The following is a 15,245-nucleotide window of genomic DNA, read 5'->3' as shown; positions in this document are numbered from 1 at the left end:
GCCAACACAACCGTGCCGATGATCAGGCCCGGGGGAGCGGTCCACACCGCCGCGGTCGCCAGGCCGAGCGCCGGCGTCAACCGCACCTCGTCCGCGGCTGCTTCCAGGCTCGCCACGTCCGCTACGCGATCATGCAGGAACCGAATAGTTCCGGCTCGATATGAGTGGGGTGCTTTGGTCGCCGCTGGAAGTTTCCCTTCGTGTGTCGGCGCTGCAGCGGTTAACGTGGTGGCAGTGCCCGGGTTCGGTTGGGCGCTGAAGATCGAGCAGCAGCCGTGGGTTGCGGTGTGAAGGTGTCATGTCACTCACCGCTCCGGGCAGGGTCGGGAATCTGCCCCTGGAGCTGACCAGTTTTGTCGGCCGTCGGCGCGAGGTGGCCGAGGCCAAGCGGGTGCTGTCGGCCTCCCGCCTGGTGACGTTGACGGGGGTCGGGGGTGTCGGCAAGTCCCGGCTCGCGCTGCGGGTGGCCACGCAGGTGCAGCGGGCGTTCGACGATGGGGAGTGGCTGGTCGAGCTGGGCGAGCTGCAGGATCCGGAGCTGGTGGCGCACACCGTGGCCGACACCCTGGGGCTGCGGGAGCAGCCCACGCTGGGGCCGGGTGAGCAGCCGGGGCTCCCGCCGGTCGCGAGGCTGACGGAGTACCTCGCTGACCGGCAGGTGCTGCTGGTGCTGGACAACTGCGGACACGTGGTGGACGCGGTCGCGAAGCTGGTCGATGCGCTGCTGCGGTCCTGTCCGGGGTTGCGGGTGCTGGCCACCAGTCGGGAGCGGCTGGGTATCGGTGGGGAGGTCGCGCTGCCGGTGCCGCCGCTGTCGGTGCCGCCGCTGTCGGTGCCGGACCCACGACAGCCACACAGCTTGCCGGGACTGTCCCGGTTCGAGGCGGTGACCCTGTTCACGGAGCGGGCCGTGGCGGTGGTGCCCGGGTTCTGCCTCACGACCGACAACGATGTCGCGGTCGCGGAGATCTGTCGCCGGTTGGAAGGGCTGCCGCTGGCGATCGAGCTGGCCGCGGCGCGGTTGCCGGTGCTGTCGCCGGGGGAGATCCTGCACCGCCTGTCCGACCGGTTCCGGCTCTTGGAGACTCGTCTGCGCAGCACGCAGCCCCGCCATCGGACCCTGCGGGCCTGCATCGAGTGGAGCTACGAGCTGTGCACGCGTGCGGAACAGCGGCTGTGGGCTCGGCTGACGGTGTTCGTCGGTAGCTTCGAGCTGGCGGCGGCCGAGGGCATCTGCGCCGGGGACGGCCTGGCGTCGGAGGACGTACCCGAGCTGGTGATCTCCCTGGTGGACAAGTCGATCCTGATCTTCGAGGACGACGGCACCCTCGTGCGTTACCGACTGCTGGACACCATCCGCGAATACGGTCAGGACAAGCTGCGGGAATCCGGCCAGGACACCGAACCACGCCGGCGGCACCGGGACTGGTACGCCGAGCTCGTGGCGCGCGCGGACGCCGAGTGGATCAGTCCCCGGCAGGTGGACTGGTTCGCCCGCCTGGAGCGGGAGTACCCGAACATCCGGGCCGCGCTGGAGTTCTGCCTCACCGAACCCGGCCAGGCCGGGGCCGGGCTGCGGATGGCCACATCGTTGTACCTGTACTGGTTCGGCCGGGGGCTGCTCAGCGAGGGCCGGTACTGGCTCGGCCGTGCCCTGGCCCAGCAGCCGCGGCCCAGCGCGGACCGGGGCCGGGCTCTTTACGCCGACAGCATGCTGGCCGGGCACCAGAGCGACATCGCTGCCACATCGGCCCTGGTGGCCGAGGGACAGCAGGTCGCCGAGCAGTTGGGTGATGCCTCGACGCGCGTGCTGTTCACGCTCGCCTCCGGGTACCTGGCGACATACCGGGGCGACCTCCACCACGCGGTCGCGCTGCTGGACGCCGCCCTGGACACCTACCGTGCCGAGGGCGACATCCCCCGGCTGCTCGAAACCCTCCTCGCGCTCGCGCTGGCCAGCGAAGGGCTCGGGGACCCCACCCGGGCGTTGGCCTGCCACGAAGAGGCACTGGCGATCACCGAGCCCCGCGGCGAGGTCTGGTACCGGTCGATCTCGCTGTGGGTCCTCGGGCTGGCGCTGTGGCAGCAGGGCCACCCACGGCAGGCGGTCGGGTTGGTGCGGGAGAGCCTGCGCTTGAAACTCCCGCTCAATGACCTGCTCGGCTTCGCCTGGTGTCTGGAGGCCCTGGCCTGGATCGCGGCCGGCGAGCCGGATCGACGGCGCGCCGCCACGCTCCTCGGTGCCGTGCGGGAGTGCTGGCAGGCCATCGGCGCGTCCCCGGCGAAGTCCCCCCACCTGCGCGGCTATCACGATGAGTGCGAGCAGCGGACTCGTCGTGCGCTGGGCGAGCGGGCGTTCCAGGCCGCTTTCCAGCGCGGCGTGGACCTGGGCTTGGCAGACGCGATCGGGTACGCCCTGAACGAGAAGCCTCAGCCGGCGCGGTCACCCGTCGGCACCACGACGACTCTCACCCGACGCGAGCAACAGGTTGCCGACCTGGTCGCCGAGGGCCTCACCAACAAGGGGATCGCCGCCCGGCTGGTGATCTCCCAGCGCACCGCCGAGAGCCACGTCAAGAACATCATGACCAAACTCGGCTTCACCAAACGCACCCAACTGGCCACCTGGGTCGCCGGACAACGAGAAAACTAGAGAGCGGTGATGGCGAGCACCGGATCGGGCCGGGTGGCAGGCAACCTGCCGCCCGACGTGACGAGTTTCGTGGGTCGGCGGCAGGTAATAGCCGAGGTGAAACGCGTGCTGTCCGCGGCCCGGTTGGTGACCTTGACCGGGGTCGGTGGGGTGGGGAAGTCCAGGCTGGCCGTGCAGGTGGGGCGCGCGGTCCGTCGGGCGTTTCCCGACGGGGTGTGGCTGGTGGAGTTGGCCACGCTCGGCGATCCGGCGCTGGTGGAGCAGGCTGTCGCCGCCGCGCTGGGTTTGCGCGATCACTCGCGGCGGGATCCGGCGACCGTGCTGGCCGAGTTCCTGGAGGACAAGCGCCTGCTGCTCATTTTGGACAACTGTGAGCATGTGCTGGACGGTTGTGGCCGGTTGGTGGTTCGGTTGCTGACCGCTGTGCCGCGGTTGTCCGTGCTGGCCACCAGCAGGGAACCGCTCGGTGTCTCCGGTGAACATCGCTGGCCCGTCCCACCGCTGTCCCTGCCGCCCACCGAGTCCGGTGCGCGGGTGACGGCGTACTCCCGCGACGCGCTGGCGTTGTTCGTGGACCGGGCGGCCGCGGCTGCTCCGGGGTTCGCCCTGACCAGGGACAATGAGCCGGTGGTGACGCGGTTGTGCCGGCGGCTGGACGGGTTGCCGTTGGCGATCGAACTGGCCGCGGTCCGGATGCCGATGTTGTCGGTGGAGCAGATGCTGGTCCGGCTGGAGGACCGGTTCGCGCTGTTGACGGGCGGGAGCCCCACGGCCCTGCCGCGCCATCAGACCCTGCGGGCGACGGTCGAGTGGAGTTTCGAGCTGTGCTCGGAGGCGGAACGACTGCTCTGGGCCAGGTGTTCGGTGTTCGCCGGGGATTTCGACCTGGACGCGGCCGCACACGTGTGCGCCGGTCCGGGGCTGGCGCACCACGAGGTTCTCGGTGCGGTGGCCGGGCTGATCGACAAATCGGTTCTGGTCCGGGAGGAGTGCGGTACCGGGGTGCGGTACCAGCTCCTGGAGACCATTCGCCAGTACGGGCAGGAGCGGCTGGCCGAGGCCGGTGACACGGCTGGGCTGCGCCGCCGGCACCGCGACTACTACCTGCACCTGGCCGAGCAGGCCGACGCGGACTCGGGAGGCCCGCGCCAGCCCGAGTGGGCCGAGCGGTTGCGAGTCGAGCGGGTCAACCTCTTCGAGGCGCTGGACTACTGCCTGACGGTTCCCGGCCGGCAGCGGGAGGGCCTGCGGCTGGGCACGGCCCTGTGGTTCTACTGGATCGCCTGCGGGTTCGTCCGTGACGGCCGGTACTGGCTCGACCGGGCGCTGCAAGCCGACCAGGCACCCAGCCGGGACCGCGCGCGGGGACTGTGGATCAACGGATGGATCGCCTGCTTGCAGGGCGATTACCAGGCCGGCCTGGCTCTGGTGGAAGAAAGCCGGGACCTCGCCCAGGAGCTGGGCGAGGATACCGAGCTGGCCTATGCGACCCAGTACCTCGGCTGGGTGCGACTGGCGTCCGGCGACCCGCCGCAGGCGATTCCACTCCTTGATCACGTCCTGGCTCGCCACCGGGCATCGCCCCGGTGGACCGCGCCCGCGTTGATCATTTTTCCGATTCAGATACTTGTCGCCGGCACGGCCGGTGACACCGACCACGCCATGGACCTGCTCGACGAGTGCCGGAACATCTGCGCGGCGCTGGGAGAACGCTGGGCCTTGTCCTGGGCGTTGATCACTGCCGGCATCACGTGGTTGACAGCGGGAAACCCCCGGCAAGCGACGGCTCACCTGTGTGAGTGCCTCCGCGTCAAGCGTGACGTGACCGACCAGCTGGGCTACCCGTTCGGTGTGGATCTCTTGTCGTGGGCCGCTGCCGCGGAGGGCGACTGGGCTCGGGCGGCCGTGCTGCAGGGGGCGGCGGACAAGATGTGGGAGCCGATCGGCCGACCGCTGTTCGGCTTCGGCGCCTTGGTCGACCAGGGGCGGGAATGGCGGACACGGACTCGCGAAGCCCTCGGTGAACGCGCCTACCACGACGCCCTCCAACAAGGCGTACGGATGACCCAAGAAGAGGCCGTCACCTACGCACTGGGCGAATAGTCTTCCGCTCGTTCGCGACGTCTTCCCAGACCTCGTCGCCGAGCTGACTGCCCTCCTGGAGCAGGAAGGAGAACGCGAGCTGGCCATCAGCGCGCGGGATCTTCGTCTGGTTGGCGGGTGCGGCTGCGGCGATGACTTTTGCCAGAGCATCCGGACGGCAGATCATCCGCAGGGGCAGCCGTATGGCGCGGGCCATCGGCGCGTGCCTCTCTTGCCCTCGAAAGGCATGCTGATCCTGGACGTCGTGGACGGCCGGATCATGTACGTAGAAATACTCGATCGGCCACCCATGCACCGTCAGAGCGCGAAGCCGTGACTTTCGCTCGGGCGGGAACGCCGAGTGCGACACTCGGACTCGCCAACTCGGGCGCGGTCCGACTGGTGGGGCCTGGTTCGGAAACGGGTACGGCCACCGTTGATCATCGTGACTCGTGTGGAGTGGCGATGAGACAGTGGCCGCGGGTCACAGCGTAGATCCCGCTCGTTGGCGGGAGGCGTTCGAGGTGGCCGTGGGCCGTGTCGCGGGACGGTTCGCCCGGGTGGAACCACGGCACCGGGCAGGGTGGTCGGTGCTGGGTCTGCTGTCGGACCTGCCGCGCAAGAACTGCTGGACGATCGCGGAGCGGGCCGGGGAAGCGAATCCGCACGGTCTCCAGCTCGGAACGGTCAGGACTTGCTCGACAGGCGGACGGCGATCGGATCTCGAGCACGTCGGCGAAACTGCGCAGGTCACGGCTGGCGCGTTCGGTGATCCGCTCCAGTCGACGCCGAAACGTCTTGCGCGCCAACACTTTCGAATCGCGGTCTGTCACGACCACCATCTGCTCGGCGTCGGCCAGGTCGATCCGACGATCGCGTTGCCGACCGGCACCAGTGCCCGCAGGCGGGTCAGTCGGGTGCGGCACGTGGCTGTCCGGCGGCGGTGACAGCCACGTGCCGCACCCGTCTGGTCCGTCCGGCGGCCGTCGTCCCGTGATCCTCGCCGGGAGAATCGAGGTGTCGAAGGGAGAGCAGGGTGCCGCGTCTGGAACGTCCGCTGGTCGAGGAGGACACACCGGTGCTGAAGTTCGCAGGCGACCTGCGGAGGCTGCGGCGCGTCGCCGGGCTGCCGTCCTACCGCGAACTCGGCCGCCTGGCGAACTACTCGCCCGCCGCGCTGTCCGAGGCGGTGGCGGGGCGCAGGCTGCCCAGCCTGGCGGTGACCAAGGCGTTCGTCCGCGCCTGCGGGGGAGACGTCGAGCAGTGGACCGCCCGCTGGCGGGAGCTGGCCGCCCAGGGGCCGGACCACGGCGACGCCCCCTACGTGGGGCTGGCCGCCTACCAGGTCACCGACGCAGACCGGTTCTTCGGCCGCGAGGCCGAGGTGGGCAGACTGCTCGCGCTGGTGCGCGAACGGCCCTTCGTCGGGGTGTTCGGCGCGTCCGGTGCGGGCAAGTCCTCCCTGCTGCGCGCGGGCCTGGCCGCCCAGTGGGGCGAGCACGTGGTCATCACGCCCGGCCCGGACCCGATCACCGAGCTGGCGGCGGCACTGGCCGACCACCGGTCCGCGGTCGACGTCCGCGCCGAACTCGCCGCCGATCCCGAGCACCTGCGCGTGCTGCTGCGCCAGGCCGCCGACGACCTGCTGCTCGTGGTCGACCAGTTCGAGGAGGTCTTCACCCTCTGCCAGGAGGCCGACCGCCGGTGGCTGGTGCGGGCGCTCACCCACGCCGCCGGGGCCGCCCGTGTCGTCATCGGCGTGCGCGCCGACTTCTACGGCCACTGCGCCCGCCACCCAGAGCTGCTCGACGCGCTGCACCGCTCGCAGTCGCTCGTCGGGCCGATGAGCGCCGAGCAGCTTCGCCGCGCGGTCATCGAACCCGCCGCCCGCCGGGGAGCCTCGCTGGAGAACGCGCTGGTGGCGCGTCTGATCGCGGATGTCGCCGCCCAGCAGGGCGCGCTGCCGCTGGCCTCGCACGTGCTGGTCGAGACGTGGCGGCGGCGCCGTGGCGCGGTGCTCACGCTGGCGGGCTACGAGGACGCGGGCGGCGTCGAACACGCCCTGGCCCGCACCGCCGAACAGGTCTACGACGCGCTCCCCGAGCAGGAGAAGCAGGCGGCGCGGCAGGTGTTCCAGCGCCTGGTCACCCCCGGCGACGGCACCGAGGACACCCGCCGCCGCGTCGCCCGCGCCGAACTCGACGCGGGCGACGCGGTCCTCGACCGGCTCGCGGCGGCCAGGCTGGTCACCCTCGACCGCGACACCGTCGAACTGACCCACGAGGCGCTGCTGCACGCGTGGCCGAGGCTCGTGGACTGGCTCGCCGAGGACCGCGACTCGCTGCGCGCCCACCGCAGGCTCACCAGCGCCGCCGAAGCCTGGCGCACCCACGACCGAGACCCCGACGCCCTCTACCGCGGCGTCCACCTCGATCAGGCACGACGCCTGGCGCCCCGCCTCAACGGGGCCGAACGCGAGTTCGTCGACGCGGGCCTGGCCGCCGAACGCGACCGGGAGGCGCTGCGCAGGCGGGGTGTGCGCAGGCTGCGGCGACTCGTCGCCTGCCTCGCCGCGCTCGTCCTGCTGCTCGCCGCCACCGCCGTCTACGCGGTCACCACCCAGCGTGCCGCCACCCGCGAGCGCAACCAGGCGCTGTCGCTGCGCGCCGCCGACACCGCCCTGGGCCTGCTGGCCCGCCCGCGCGACGCGGCGGCGCTCGCCTTGGCCGCCTACCGCGTCGCCCCCACCACCCAGGCCCGCGACGCGCTCCTGCTCGCCCGCGCGGCGGGCACCGTCACCACCCTGGGCGAGGGCTACGCACGCGTGCCCGGCAGCGTTGCCGTGACCCACGAGGTCGGCCCCGAACCCGGGTCCTCGGGGATCACCTACCGCCTCTGGGTCGGCCCGGAACGCCGGAAGGCCGGGGGGATGACACTGCCGCGCGACGGCTTCCTGAACCTGCTCAGCGCCGACGAGCGCACCGCGCTCGCGGTGGTCCGCCCCGACGAGTTCCAGCTCTGGGACCTGAGCGACCCCGACGCCCCGCGCCGGACCGCCACCCTGACCGGCTGGCCGTTCCCCCAGGGCATCGACGCGGCGGGCACCCTCATGGCGGCCGTCGAGGACGGTGGCGCGGTCCACTGGCGCCCCGGCGACACCACCCGCACCCGCCTGCCCGTCGACGGCGTCGAGAGCGTCATGCCGTTGGACGACGGCACCGGCGTGGTCCTGGCGCGCCGTGACGGCGACCGCCGCCACGTGGAGGTGTGGTCCCTGGACGGACGGGTCACCCCGGTGCTCAGCCGCTCCGCCCGGCTGGGGCTGGTGACCGGTCCGGGAGGCCTGCTCGCCGTTTCCGACCTCGACGGCGCGCACCTCACCGTGCTCGACGGGGCCGGGACGCTGCTGGAGGCGGACGCGGTCCCGGAGCAGGCCTTGGTCGAGTTCTCCCGCGATGGCGAGGCCGTCATGGCGGTGCACCGCGACTCGGTGTGGCTGTGGGACCTGAGCGGCCGGGAACCGTTGTCCCTGCGTGCGCCGGGAGTGGAGTTCAGCTCGGCGCGGTACGAGCAAGGCGAACTGCTGATGGTGGAGACGCGCGGCGGGTTGTGGCGGCTCGTGGTGGACGTCGACCACGTGATCCGCGACGTGTGCGCCGACCTGGTCGACGTCGACTGGGCGGCGCACTTCCCCGGTGTGGCGGAACGGCCGCTGTGCCCGTGACGGCGCCGGGCGGGAGGGCGGACACCCGCCCGGCGCCTTTCGGTGGACCGTCAGCCGAGCCGGTAGGCCCGGATCACGGTCTGGCTCAACTCGCCGCCCCGGCCGTCGGTGGCGTGCACGCGCAGGGAGACGAACGTCCCCGGCCCGGCCCGGTTGCCCACCAGCGCCGTGCGGCCCAGCACCGGGAGGTCCGCCCAGTTCGCCCCGTCGTCGTAGGACACCTGCACGCTGAAGTGGCGCAGCGGCGGGTTGTCCACACCGCGCTGCTGGTCCACGACCAGCGGCACGGTCAGCGGGCGGTACGCGGGCGCGCTGCCCGTGGGGTCGAGCGCGGGGGCGAACCGCACCACCGACATCGGCAGCCGCCGCTCACGGGTGGTCGTGTCCGAGCGGAACGTCCAGTCCACCGCGATGCGCGTGCTGAAGTCCGAGACCTCCTGCGCGCGCGTCACCTCGGTCTGCGCCCGGAACACCGCGGGCCCCGGCGGCACCGCGAACACGCCGTGCCCGGCGTTGTCGTTCTCGCTCACCAGTTTCCCGTTGCGGTACAGCGCGGTCCGCGTGGACATGGTCCTGGAGTAGCCCTCGTTGCCCTCCCGGTCGCCGAACAGCGTCAGCGACAGCGACACCTCGTTCCCGGTGCGCGTCAGGTTCGGGTAGTCGCCGGAGTACATCATCGGACCGATGACGGGTGCGCCGAACGACCGGTCATAGGTCAGGCCCGCGCCGTACCGCTCCTCGTTCCCGCTCATCAGATTCCCTTCGTCGAAGAACAGCGTCCGCCAGCCGGTGTCCGGTGTCGTGTACCTCGTCGAGGTGGGCGTGGAGGCCACGTCGGTGGAGAAGGTCGGACCGAACGCCCCGGACGGCGCGACCACGTAGCCCGCCAGATCCCGGAACCCGCCCAGGTTCTTCAGGGTGATCGTGGTGCGCACCTTCGCCAGGTCCGACTCGCGCGGCCGGCGCACGAACCCGTCGGGCACCCGGCCCTGCGCTGCCCACCCCAGCCAGTAGGAGGCCGACGGGCTCGCGGACTGCGCGGACACGAACACGTCCAGCTGACCGGCGGGCAGCGACGGCCCCGCGTGGCCTATCCGCGTCCCTGCCTTGAAACCGCCGGGGTGGTGCACGCCCACGCTCACGGTGTCCTCGCCGAGCGTGCGCTCGGCCACCAGGCTGTGCGCGCCGGGCACCGCCGCCGGGTCGGGCGCGACGACCTCCAGCGGTCCCGCCGAGCGGGCGTCGAGGACCACCCGCGTCGCCCCCGCCACCCGCAGGTCCGGCCGGATGACGATGGTGTTCGGGCCCTCTTCCGGCCCCAGCAGCGACTGCACCAGGTAGTCGCCCTTGGGCAGCCGCGCGGTGCCGTCCCGTACGTAGGTGTGCACGCCGGTGGCCACGTTCACCAGGAGCGTGAGCCTCCTGCCCTCGGGCGCGCCGGGGTAGTCGAAGGTGATCGGGTAGCTCTCCACCTCCCGGTTCAGCCCGACCGGCGTGCGCAGCACCTCCGAGCCGTCCGCGGTCGCCACCACCGACCCCGAGTACGTGCCGTCCACGGACCCCTGCCGCGAATCACCCGTCACGGCGACCTCGGCGGTGCCGCCCGCCGGGACGGTGACCCGCGCCGGGGACACCGAGAACACCGGGTGCTCCGCGCCGTCCGGTCCGCGCGCCTGCACCGCCAGGTCCAGCGTGATCGGCTGCGCGCCGTCGTTGCGGTAGACCAGGGGTTTCGTGACGGGTGCGTCGTCGTCGTGCGGCCACTCGTGCCTGCCGAGGACGACCGACGTCGGCTCGCTGGTGATCGTCGTGGCCAACGCCGCGGCGATGTCCAGGCGGCCCGAGCCCTGCTCGTAGACGCTCAGCGCCGGGTTCGGCTTGGCCGAGGCGGTCAGTGCGGCCTTGAGCCGTGCGCCGTTCCAGTCGGGGTGCCGCTGCGCCAGCAGCGCCGCCGCGCCCGCGACGTGCGGCGAGGCCATCGACGTGCCCGACAGGGCCATGTGCTTCTCGCCGACCGGCGTGCCGAGGAACCCGCCGGTGCTCGCCTTGGCCGCGACGATGTCCACGCCCGGCGCGGTGATGTCCGGCTTGACCGCGCTGTCGGCCACCCTCGGGCCCCGGCTGGAGAAGTCCGCCAGCGAGTCGTCCCGCTCCACCGCGCCGACGGTCAGCGCGGAGTCGGCGGTGCCGGGGGAGAGCACGGTGCCCGCCTGGTCCCCGGAGTTGCCCGCCGAGACGACGAACAGCGTGCCGTGGCTCGCCGACAGGGCGTCCACGGCCGCCTCCACCGGGTCGACGTCGTCACTGGGGACCAAGCCCAGGCTGATGTTCACCACGTCCGCGCCCTGCTCCGCGGCCCAGCGCATCCCCTCGATGATCGCCGACTCCGGGCAGAAGCCCCTGCTGTCGCACACCTTCGCGTCGAGCAGCCGCCCGTCCGGCGCGACTCCCCGGTAGGGCGCGCGGTGGCCCGCGATCGTGGCCGCGACGTGCGTGCCGTGGCCGTAGTGGTCGATCCCGTCCTGCTCGTGGGTGAAGTCGCGCCCGGCGACCTCCCGCCCGACCAGGTCGGGGTGGTCGCCCTCCACGCCCGTGTCGACCACCGCGACGGTCACGCCCGCGCCGGTCAGTCCCGCCGCCCACGCCACCGGCGCCCCGACCTGCGCGGTGCTGCGGTCCAGCAGCGGGCGGGCCATCCCGTCCAGCCACACCTTGCCGGCGTCCTCGGGTAACTCCTGCCACCCGGTCGCCTTCGGCACCTCGGCGGCCACCACGTCCACGGCGGGCAGCGCGTCGGCCACCCGCGCGCCCGACGGCGGGCGGCCACCGGAAACGATCACCGGCACGGTGTCGCGCCGCGCGTCGTCGTACCCGGCCTCGACCAGCCCGGTGACGTCGAACAGCCGCCGGTCCACCCGACCCTCGGCCAGCGCCCGCGCCACGTCGGTGGGGACGACGCGCAGGCGGCCCGCGTGCCGGGTGACCTGGAACGAGACGTCCTGCCGGTGCGTGCCGGGGGTGACCGAGACGAGCCGGTCGCCGTCGAGGACGACCCGGTCGCCGGTGACGAGCGTGACGGTCTTCCGGTCGCTCGGCGACGCCTTGCCCTGCGCGCTGCCGGACGCGGTCCTGTCCGGCGCGGCTGGTGCTGTTCTATCCGGTGCTGTCCTGTCCGGTGCGGCGTGGGCGGGCGCCGCCGCTCCCGCCAGTACGGCGGCCAGCGCCAGCGCCACTGCTCTTCGCGCCACGGGACCTCCCTGTTCGTGGGGAGCCCGTACCGCGGACGGTGAACGTGGTACGGGCTCCGGTATCGATCCCGAGTCAAGCGGCGAAGCGCGTGTTCAGGTTCGTTCCCCGCAGGCTGAACAACGTGTTGTGAACACCGCCCCGGCGAGAACCCGTCGCAACACGGCAATCCGCGTGGTGCTGCGTGTGGGGGAGCGCGGTTGGCGTCGTGGCGGTTCCCGGTCGTCCCAGCAGAAACGGCACCCACAGCGCCGGGTGTGGAAACCGGAGGCGATCCGATCGAGGTTCGCCGACTCGCTTCCGCGGGTGACCAAGCACGAGACCCGACGGGGTTGACCCGCACAAGCCGGCCACACGGCGGCGGCGCTGGACTCCGGCACCCACAGCACGTTGGACACCGTTCGTGTGGACGCCACGCTGGTCGACTACCGGCGGCTGCCGGCCTGGGCGCGGCGGTTCGGCGAGCGCCGCTGGGCGGTGGAGAACGCCCGCGGTCTGGGCCGGCACCTGGCGCAATGGCTGGTCGCGCGAGGCGAGGCCGTGGTGGACGTCCCGCCGACGGCCACCGCGCGGGTGCGGGAGCTGTCGCGTGGCGGGCGTCGCAAGAACGACGTCCTGGACGCCGCGGCCGGCCCCGGAGGGCCGGTGCCGCCCCGCGCTGCGTGCACGGCCTGGCAGCCGTTCGGCCGGAACGGCGCCTCCCCCGTGTGCGAGGTGGCGCGGCTCAGGGGACGTCCGCGAGGAACACCACCCCGCCCGGCGTGCGCACCGGTTCACGCAGGCCGCGCACGCGCGGGCACCATGACGCGGCCTCGTCGGCGTGCTCGAACGACGCCGCGCCGGTGCCGAGGCCGGATCGCCGGTAGAAGGCGCGTGCCGCCTCGGGATCGGGCCCGCGGTGGACGGGGACCGCGGGCGCGCCGTCGAGGTCGTCCGGGTGCTCCCAGCCCGCGAACCCGCCCGGTTCCCACAGCGACACGACCGCGCCCACCGGATCGACCAGGGTCGCCACCCGCCCCTGCTCGGGCACGTCGAACGGCTCGACGAGCACCCGCGCCCCGGCGGCCACCGCGGCAGCCGTACGCGACTGGGCGTCGTCTACCGCCAGGTACAGCGCCACGTGGTCGGGCAGCCCGGCCGGGTAGACGGGCGCGGACAGGTCGCTGAGGCCGCCGATGCGGAACCCGCGGTGTTCGAGCACGTGCGCGGACCGCAGTCCGCCGGGGTCCGCGGCGCGCCACCCGAAGGCGGCGGTCAGCGTCCCGGCGGTGGCGGCGACGTCGCGCGCCTTGAGGTCGAACCAGCAGAAGCCGTCGGGTGAGGAGGAGTGCACGCGCCCCTTTTGCCACGGCCGGAGGGGCAGGCGCAACCGGTTTTGGCGGGCCGGTCCAGGTCCGTCGGATCGGCGAAATGCCCTGGCCGGAGCGGCGGCATGCGCGAAGATGTCCTGCGGTCGGCCCGAGTGGGTCCGGCCGCACCATGACAAGGGGGGACCATGTCGAAACGAAGATCCCTGCTCGCGCTCTGCGGGGCTGTCGCCGTCGCGCTCACCGCGCTGCCGGGGACCGCGACCGCCGCACCGCACTTCAGCCAGCTCAGCCCAGTGCTGGCCTCCCACACGGATTCGGCCGCACCGCACACCGCGTTCGCCTGGGCCGGCCAGGACGCGCCGCTGGGCGCGTCGAAGCCGGACGGCCGGCTGCACGTGTCGCGCGTCTACCTGACGTTCGACGTCGCCGCGTTCGCGGGCACGCGGGTCGGCGCCGCGACCCTGCACCTGGAGGAGAGCGCGGTGGCCGACTGCGCCAAGCGCGCGATCGAGGTGTGGGAGACGAAGACCGCCACCGCGGACCCGACGTGGGCGAACGCGCCGGAGCGCAAGCGGTGGGTGGACGACTTCACCAGCACCGGCCTCTGCGTCGGCTACCCCTCGTTCGACGTGGCGACGGTCGTGCGCGACGCGGTGAGCCGGGGCAAGTCCAGGGTCACGCTGGAGGTCAAGGTTCCCCAGCAGTTCGAGCGTGACGTGACCTACGGCCGCACGCTCGACGGGTACTACCGGGCGGCGCTGACCGTGCAGCACAACCGGGCTCCGTCCATCGTGGACCAGCACCGCTACAACGGTGGCCTGGCGTGCGCCACCACCGCCCCGTACCCGAGGCTGAACCAGCACTTCGTCGCGCTCGAAGCCCTGCCCGCCGACGCCGACCCAGGTGACCAGCAGGGTTCCGGGGTCACCGTCGACTTCGCGCTGTGGCCGCAGGACGACCCGGCGGCGCGGACCGAGCAGCGCGTGCAGTACGCCGAGACCACCAGGGTGGCGCGGTCGCAGTTCCCGGCGGCCCTGTTCACCGACGGGCGCGCCTACTCGTGGCAGGCCCGGGTCACGGACGGCGTGGACACCTCGGCGTGGTCCGAGCCGTGCCACTTCACCGCCGACGCCGCCAACCCGCCCGCGCCCGCGGTGACCTCCGCCAACTACCCGCTCGACGAGTCCGGGTGGGCCCCGGTGGGAGAGCCGGGCGTGTTCACGTTCGACGGCGGGGGCAACCCGGACGTCGCCGGCTTCGAGTGGACCTGGGGCGAGTTCTCGGTGCCCGGCTGCACGTACGGCGAGCTGAACAGGCTGATCTGCTCCGACCGGTTCGCCGGCGAGAACACCGTCCGGGCCGACCGGCCCGGCGGCACGGCCACCGTGAACCTCACCCCGCGCGGCTCGGGACCGGTCAGGCTGAGGGTGCGGACCATCGACGCCGCGGGCCGCAGCTCGGAGCCGGTCTCCTTCTGGATCTACGTGCCCAGCAGCTACCCCGAGGTGTCCGTCGTCGGCGGGCCGCCCCGGTTCAACCACGACGTGACGCTGAAGTTCACGCCGCACGCGGACGTCGCCGACCGCACGGTCGACTTCACCTACCAGGTCGACCAGCAGGAGCAGCGCGTCGTCCAGGCCGGCCCGGACGGCACGGCGACCGTCACGTTCCGCGCCGACCGGGAGAACGGCCACCGGGTGACCGTGCGCAGCCGCAGCGACAACGGCTGGACGTCGGACGAGGCGTCCTGGTCGCTGAACTTCCCGCCGTGGCCGGGCGTCACCTCGGAGGTCTACCCCTCCGACGGCCACCCGCACGGTGGGGTGGGCGTGCCGGGCACGTTCACCTTCACGCCACCGCCCACCTGGTCGGAAGTCGCCGCGTACCGGTACTCCTTCGACTGGTTCGAGCCGCACACCGAGGTCGCCGCCGGTCCCGACGGCACCGCGACGATCACCTGGGCGCCGCCGGCTCCCGGCTGGTACAGCCTGAGCGTCTACGCGGTCCGGCCCGACGGGAGCGTCAACACCTACGACGCCACATACTCCTTCGGCGTCGCCTGATCCCGCCGAGCTCCCTCCCCGTCCCGCGACGGGGAGGGACGGCCACCAGCCCGTCGTTGGCGTTGTGTCTTCTGGTGGTGTTGTAGAAGTCCGCGATCCTGTGGGGTGCCAGAACTCCGCGCTGGGCAGTTGAGCTGCGGTGATCGTGCACTGCGGATCACGGGAGC

7 protein-coding genes and 2 pseudogenes are annotated in these 15,245 nt (G+C 72.6%); 6 read left to right on the top strand and 3 right to left on the bottom strand.

Going from position 1 to position 15,245, the window contains the following annotated elements:
• The first annotated feature begins 298 nt into the window (after positions 1–298).
• Both FM051_RS31085 and FM051_RS31080 read left to right on the top strand, forming a co-directional pair.
• Positions 299–2,653, top strand: coding sequence for an ATP-binding protein (locus FM051_RS31085; protein WP_158849592.1), 2,355 nt, complete (start codon positions 299–301; stop codon positions 2,651–2,653).
• Between the two features lie 9 nt (positions 2,654–2,662).
• A complete protein-coding gene (locus FM051_RS31080; protein WP_158849590.1) occupies positions 2,663–4,756 on the top strand; it encodes an ATP-binding protein in 2,094 nt (697 codons plus the stop codon).
• Here the strand turns inward: FM051_RS31080 and FM051_RS31075 are convergent.
• Entirely contained in the window at positions 4,734–5,105 is a 372-nt protein-coding gene (locus tag FM051_RS31075; protein WP_158849588.1) for a hypothetical protein, read from the bottom strand. The two genes, FM051_RS31080 and FM051_RS31075, sit on opposite strands and share 23 nt — an antisense overlap.
• 103 nt (positions 5,106–5,208) lie before the next feature.
• Here FM051_RS31075 and FM051_RS54070 point away from each other — a divergent pair.
• Positions 5,209–5,412 (top strand): annotated as a pseudogene (locus FM051_RS54070) (IS701 family transposase); the annotation flags it as partial.
• Between the two features lie 359 nt (positions 5,413–5,771).
• Positions 5,772–8,459: an nSTAND1 domain-containing NTPase gene (locus FM051_RS31065; RefSeq protein WP_158849586.1), complete on the top strand. Its 2,688-nt coding sequence runs from the start codon at positions 5,772–5,774 to the stop codon at positions 8,457–8,459.
• 50 nt (positions 8,460–8,509) lie between these two features.
• On the opposite strand, the gene FM051_RS31060 is transcribed toward FM051_RS31065, so the two are convergent.
• Entirely contained in the window at positions 8,510–11,707 is a 3,198-nt protein-coding gene (locus tag FM051_RS31060) for a S8 family peptidase (protein WP_158849584.1), read from the bottom strand.
• A 403-nt stretch (positions 11,708–12,110) separates the two neighbouring features.
• Between FM051_RS31060 and FM051_RS52150 the strand changes: the two are divergent.
• A pseudogene (locus FM051_RS52150) lies at positions 12,111–12,272 on the top strand (IS110 family transposase); the annotation flags it as partial.
• A 157-nt stretch (positions 12,273–12,429) separates the two neighbouring features.
• Here FM051_RS52150 and FM051_RS31050 read toward each other — a convergent pair.
• Positions 12,430–13,038: a VOC family protein gene (locus FM051_RS31050; RefSeq protein ID WP_158849583.1), complete on the bottom strand. Its 609-nt coding sequence runs from the start codon at positions 13,036–13,038 to the stop codon at positions 12,430–12,432.
• A gap of 162 nt (positions 13,039–13,200) precedes the next feature.
• On the opposite strand from FM051_RS31050, the gene FM051_RS31045 reads away from it, so the two are divergent.
• Positions 13,201–15,078 (top strand): CBM96 family carbohydrate-binding protein, encoded by a 1,878-nt coding sequence (locus tag FM051_RS31045; protein ID WP_158849581.1) that lies wholly within the window; start codon positions 13,201–13,203, stop codon positions 15,076–15,078.
• Positions 15,079–15,245: the final 167 nt, after the last annotated feature.

The sequence above is a fragment of the Saccharothrix deserti genome (genome assembly GCF_009769385.1).
Classification (GTDB): Bacteria; Actinomycetota; Actinomycetes; order Mycobacteriales; family Pseudonocardiaceae; genus Actinosynnema; species Actinosynnema deserti.
The sequence above is the reverse complement of the archived record's forward strand: the minus strand, read 5'-3'. Positions and strand labels throughout refer to the sequence as shown.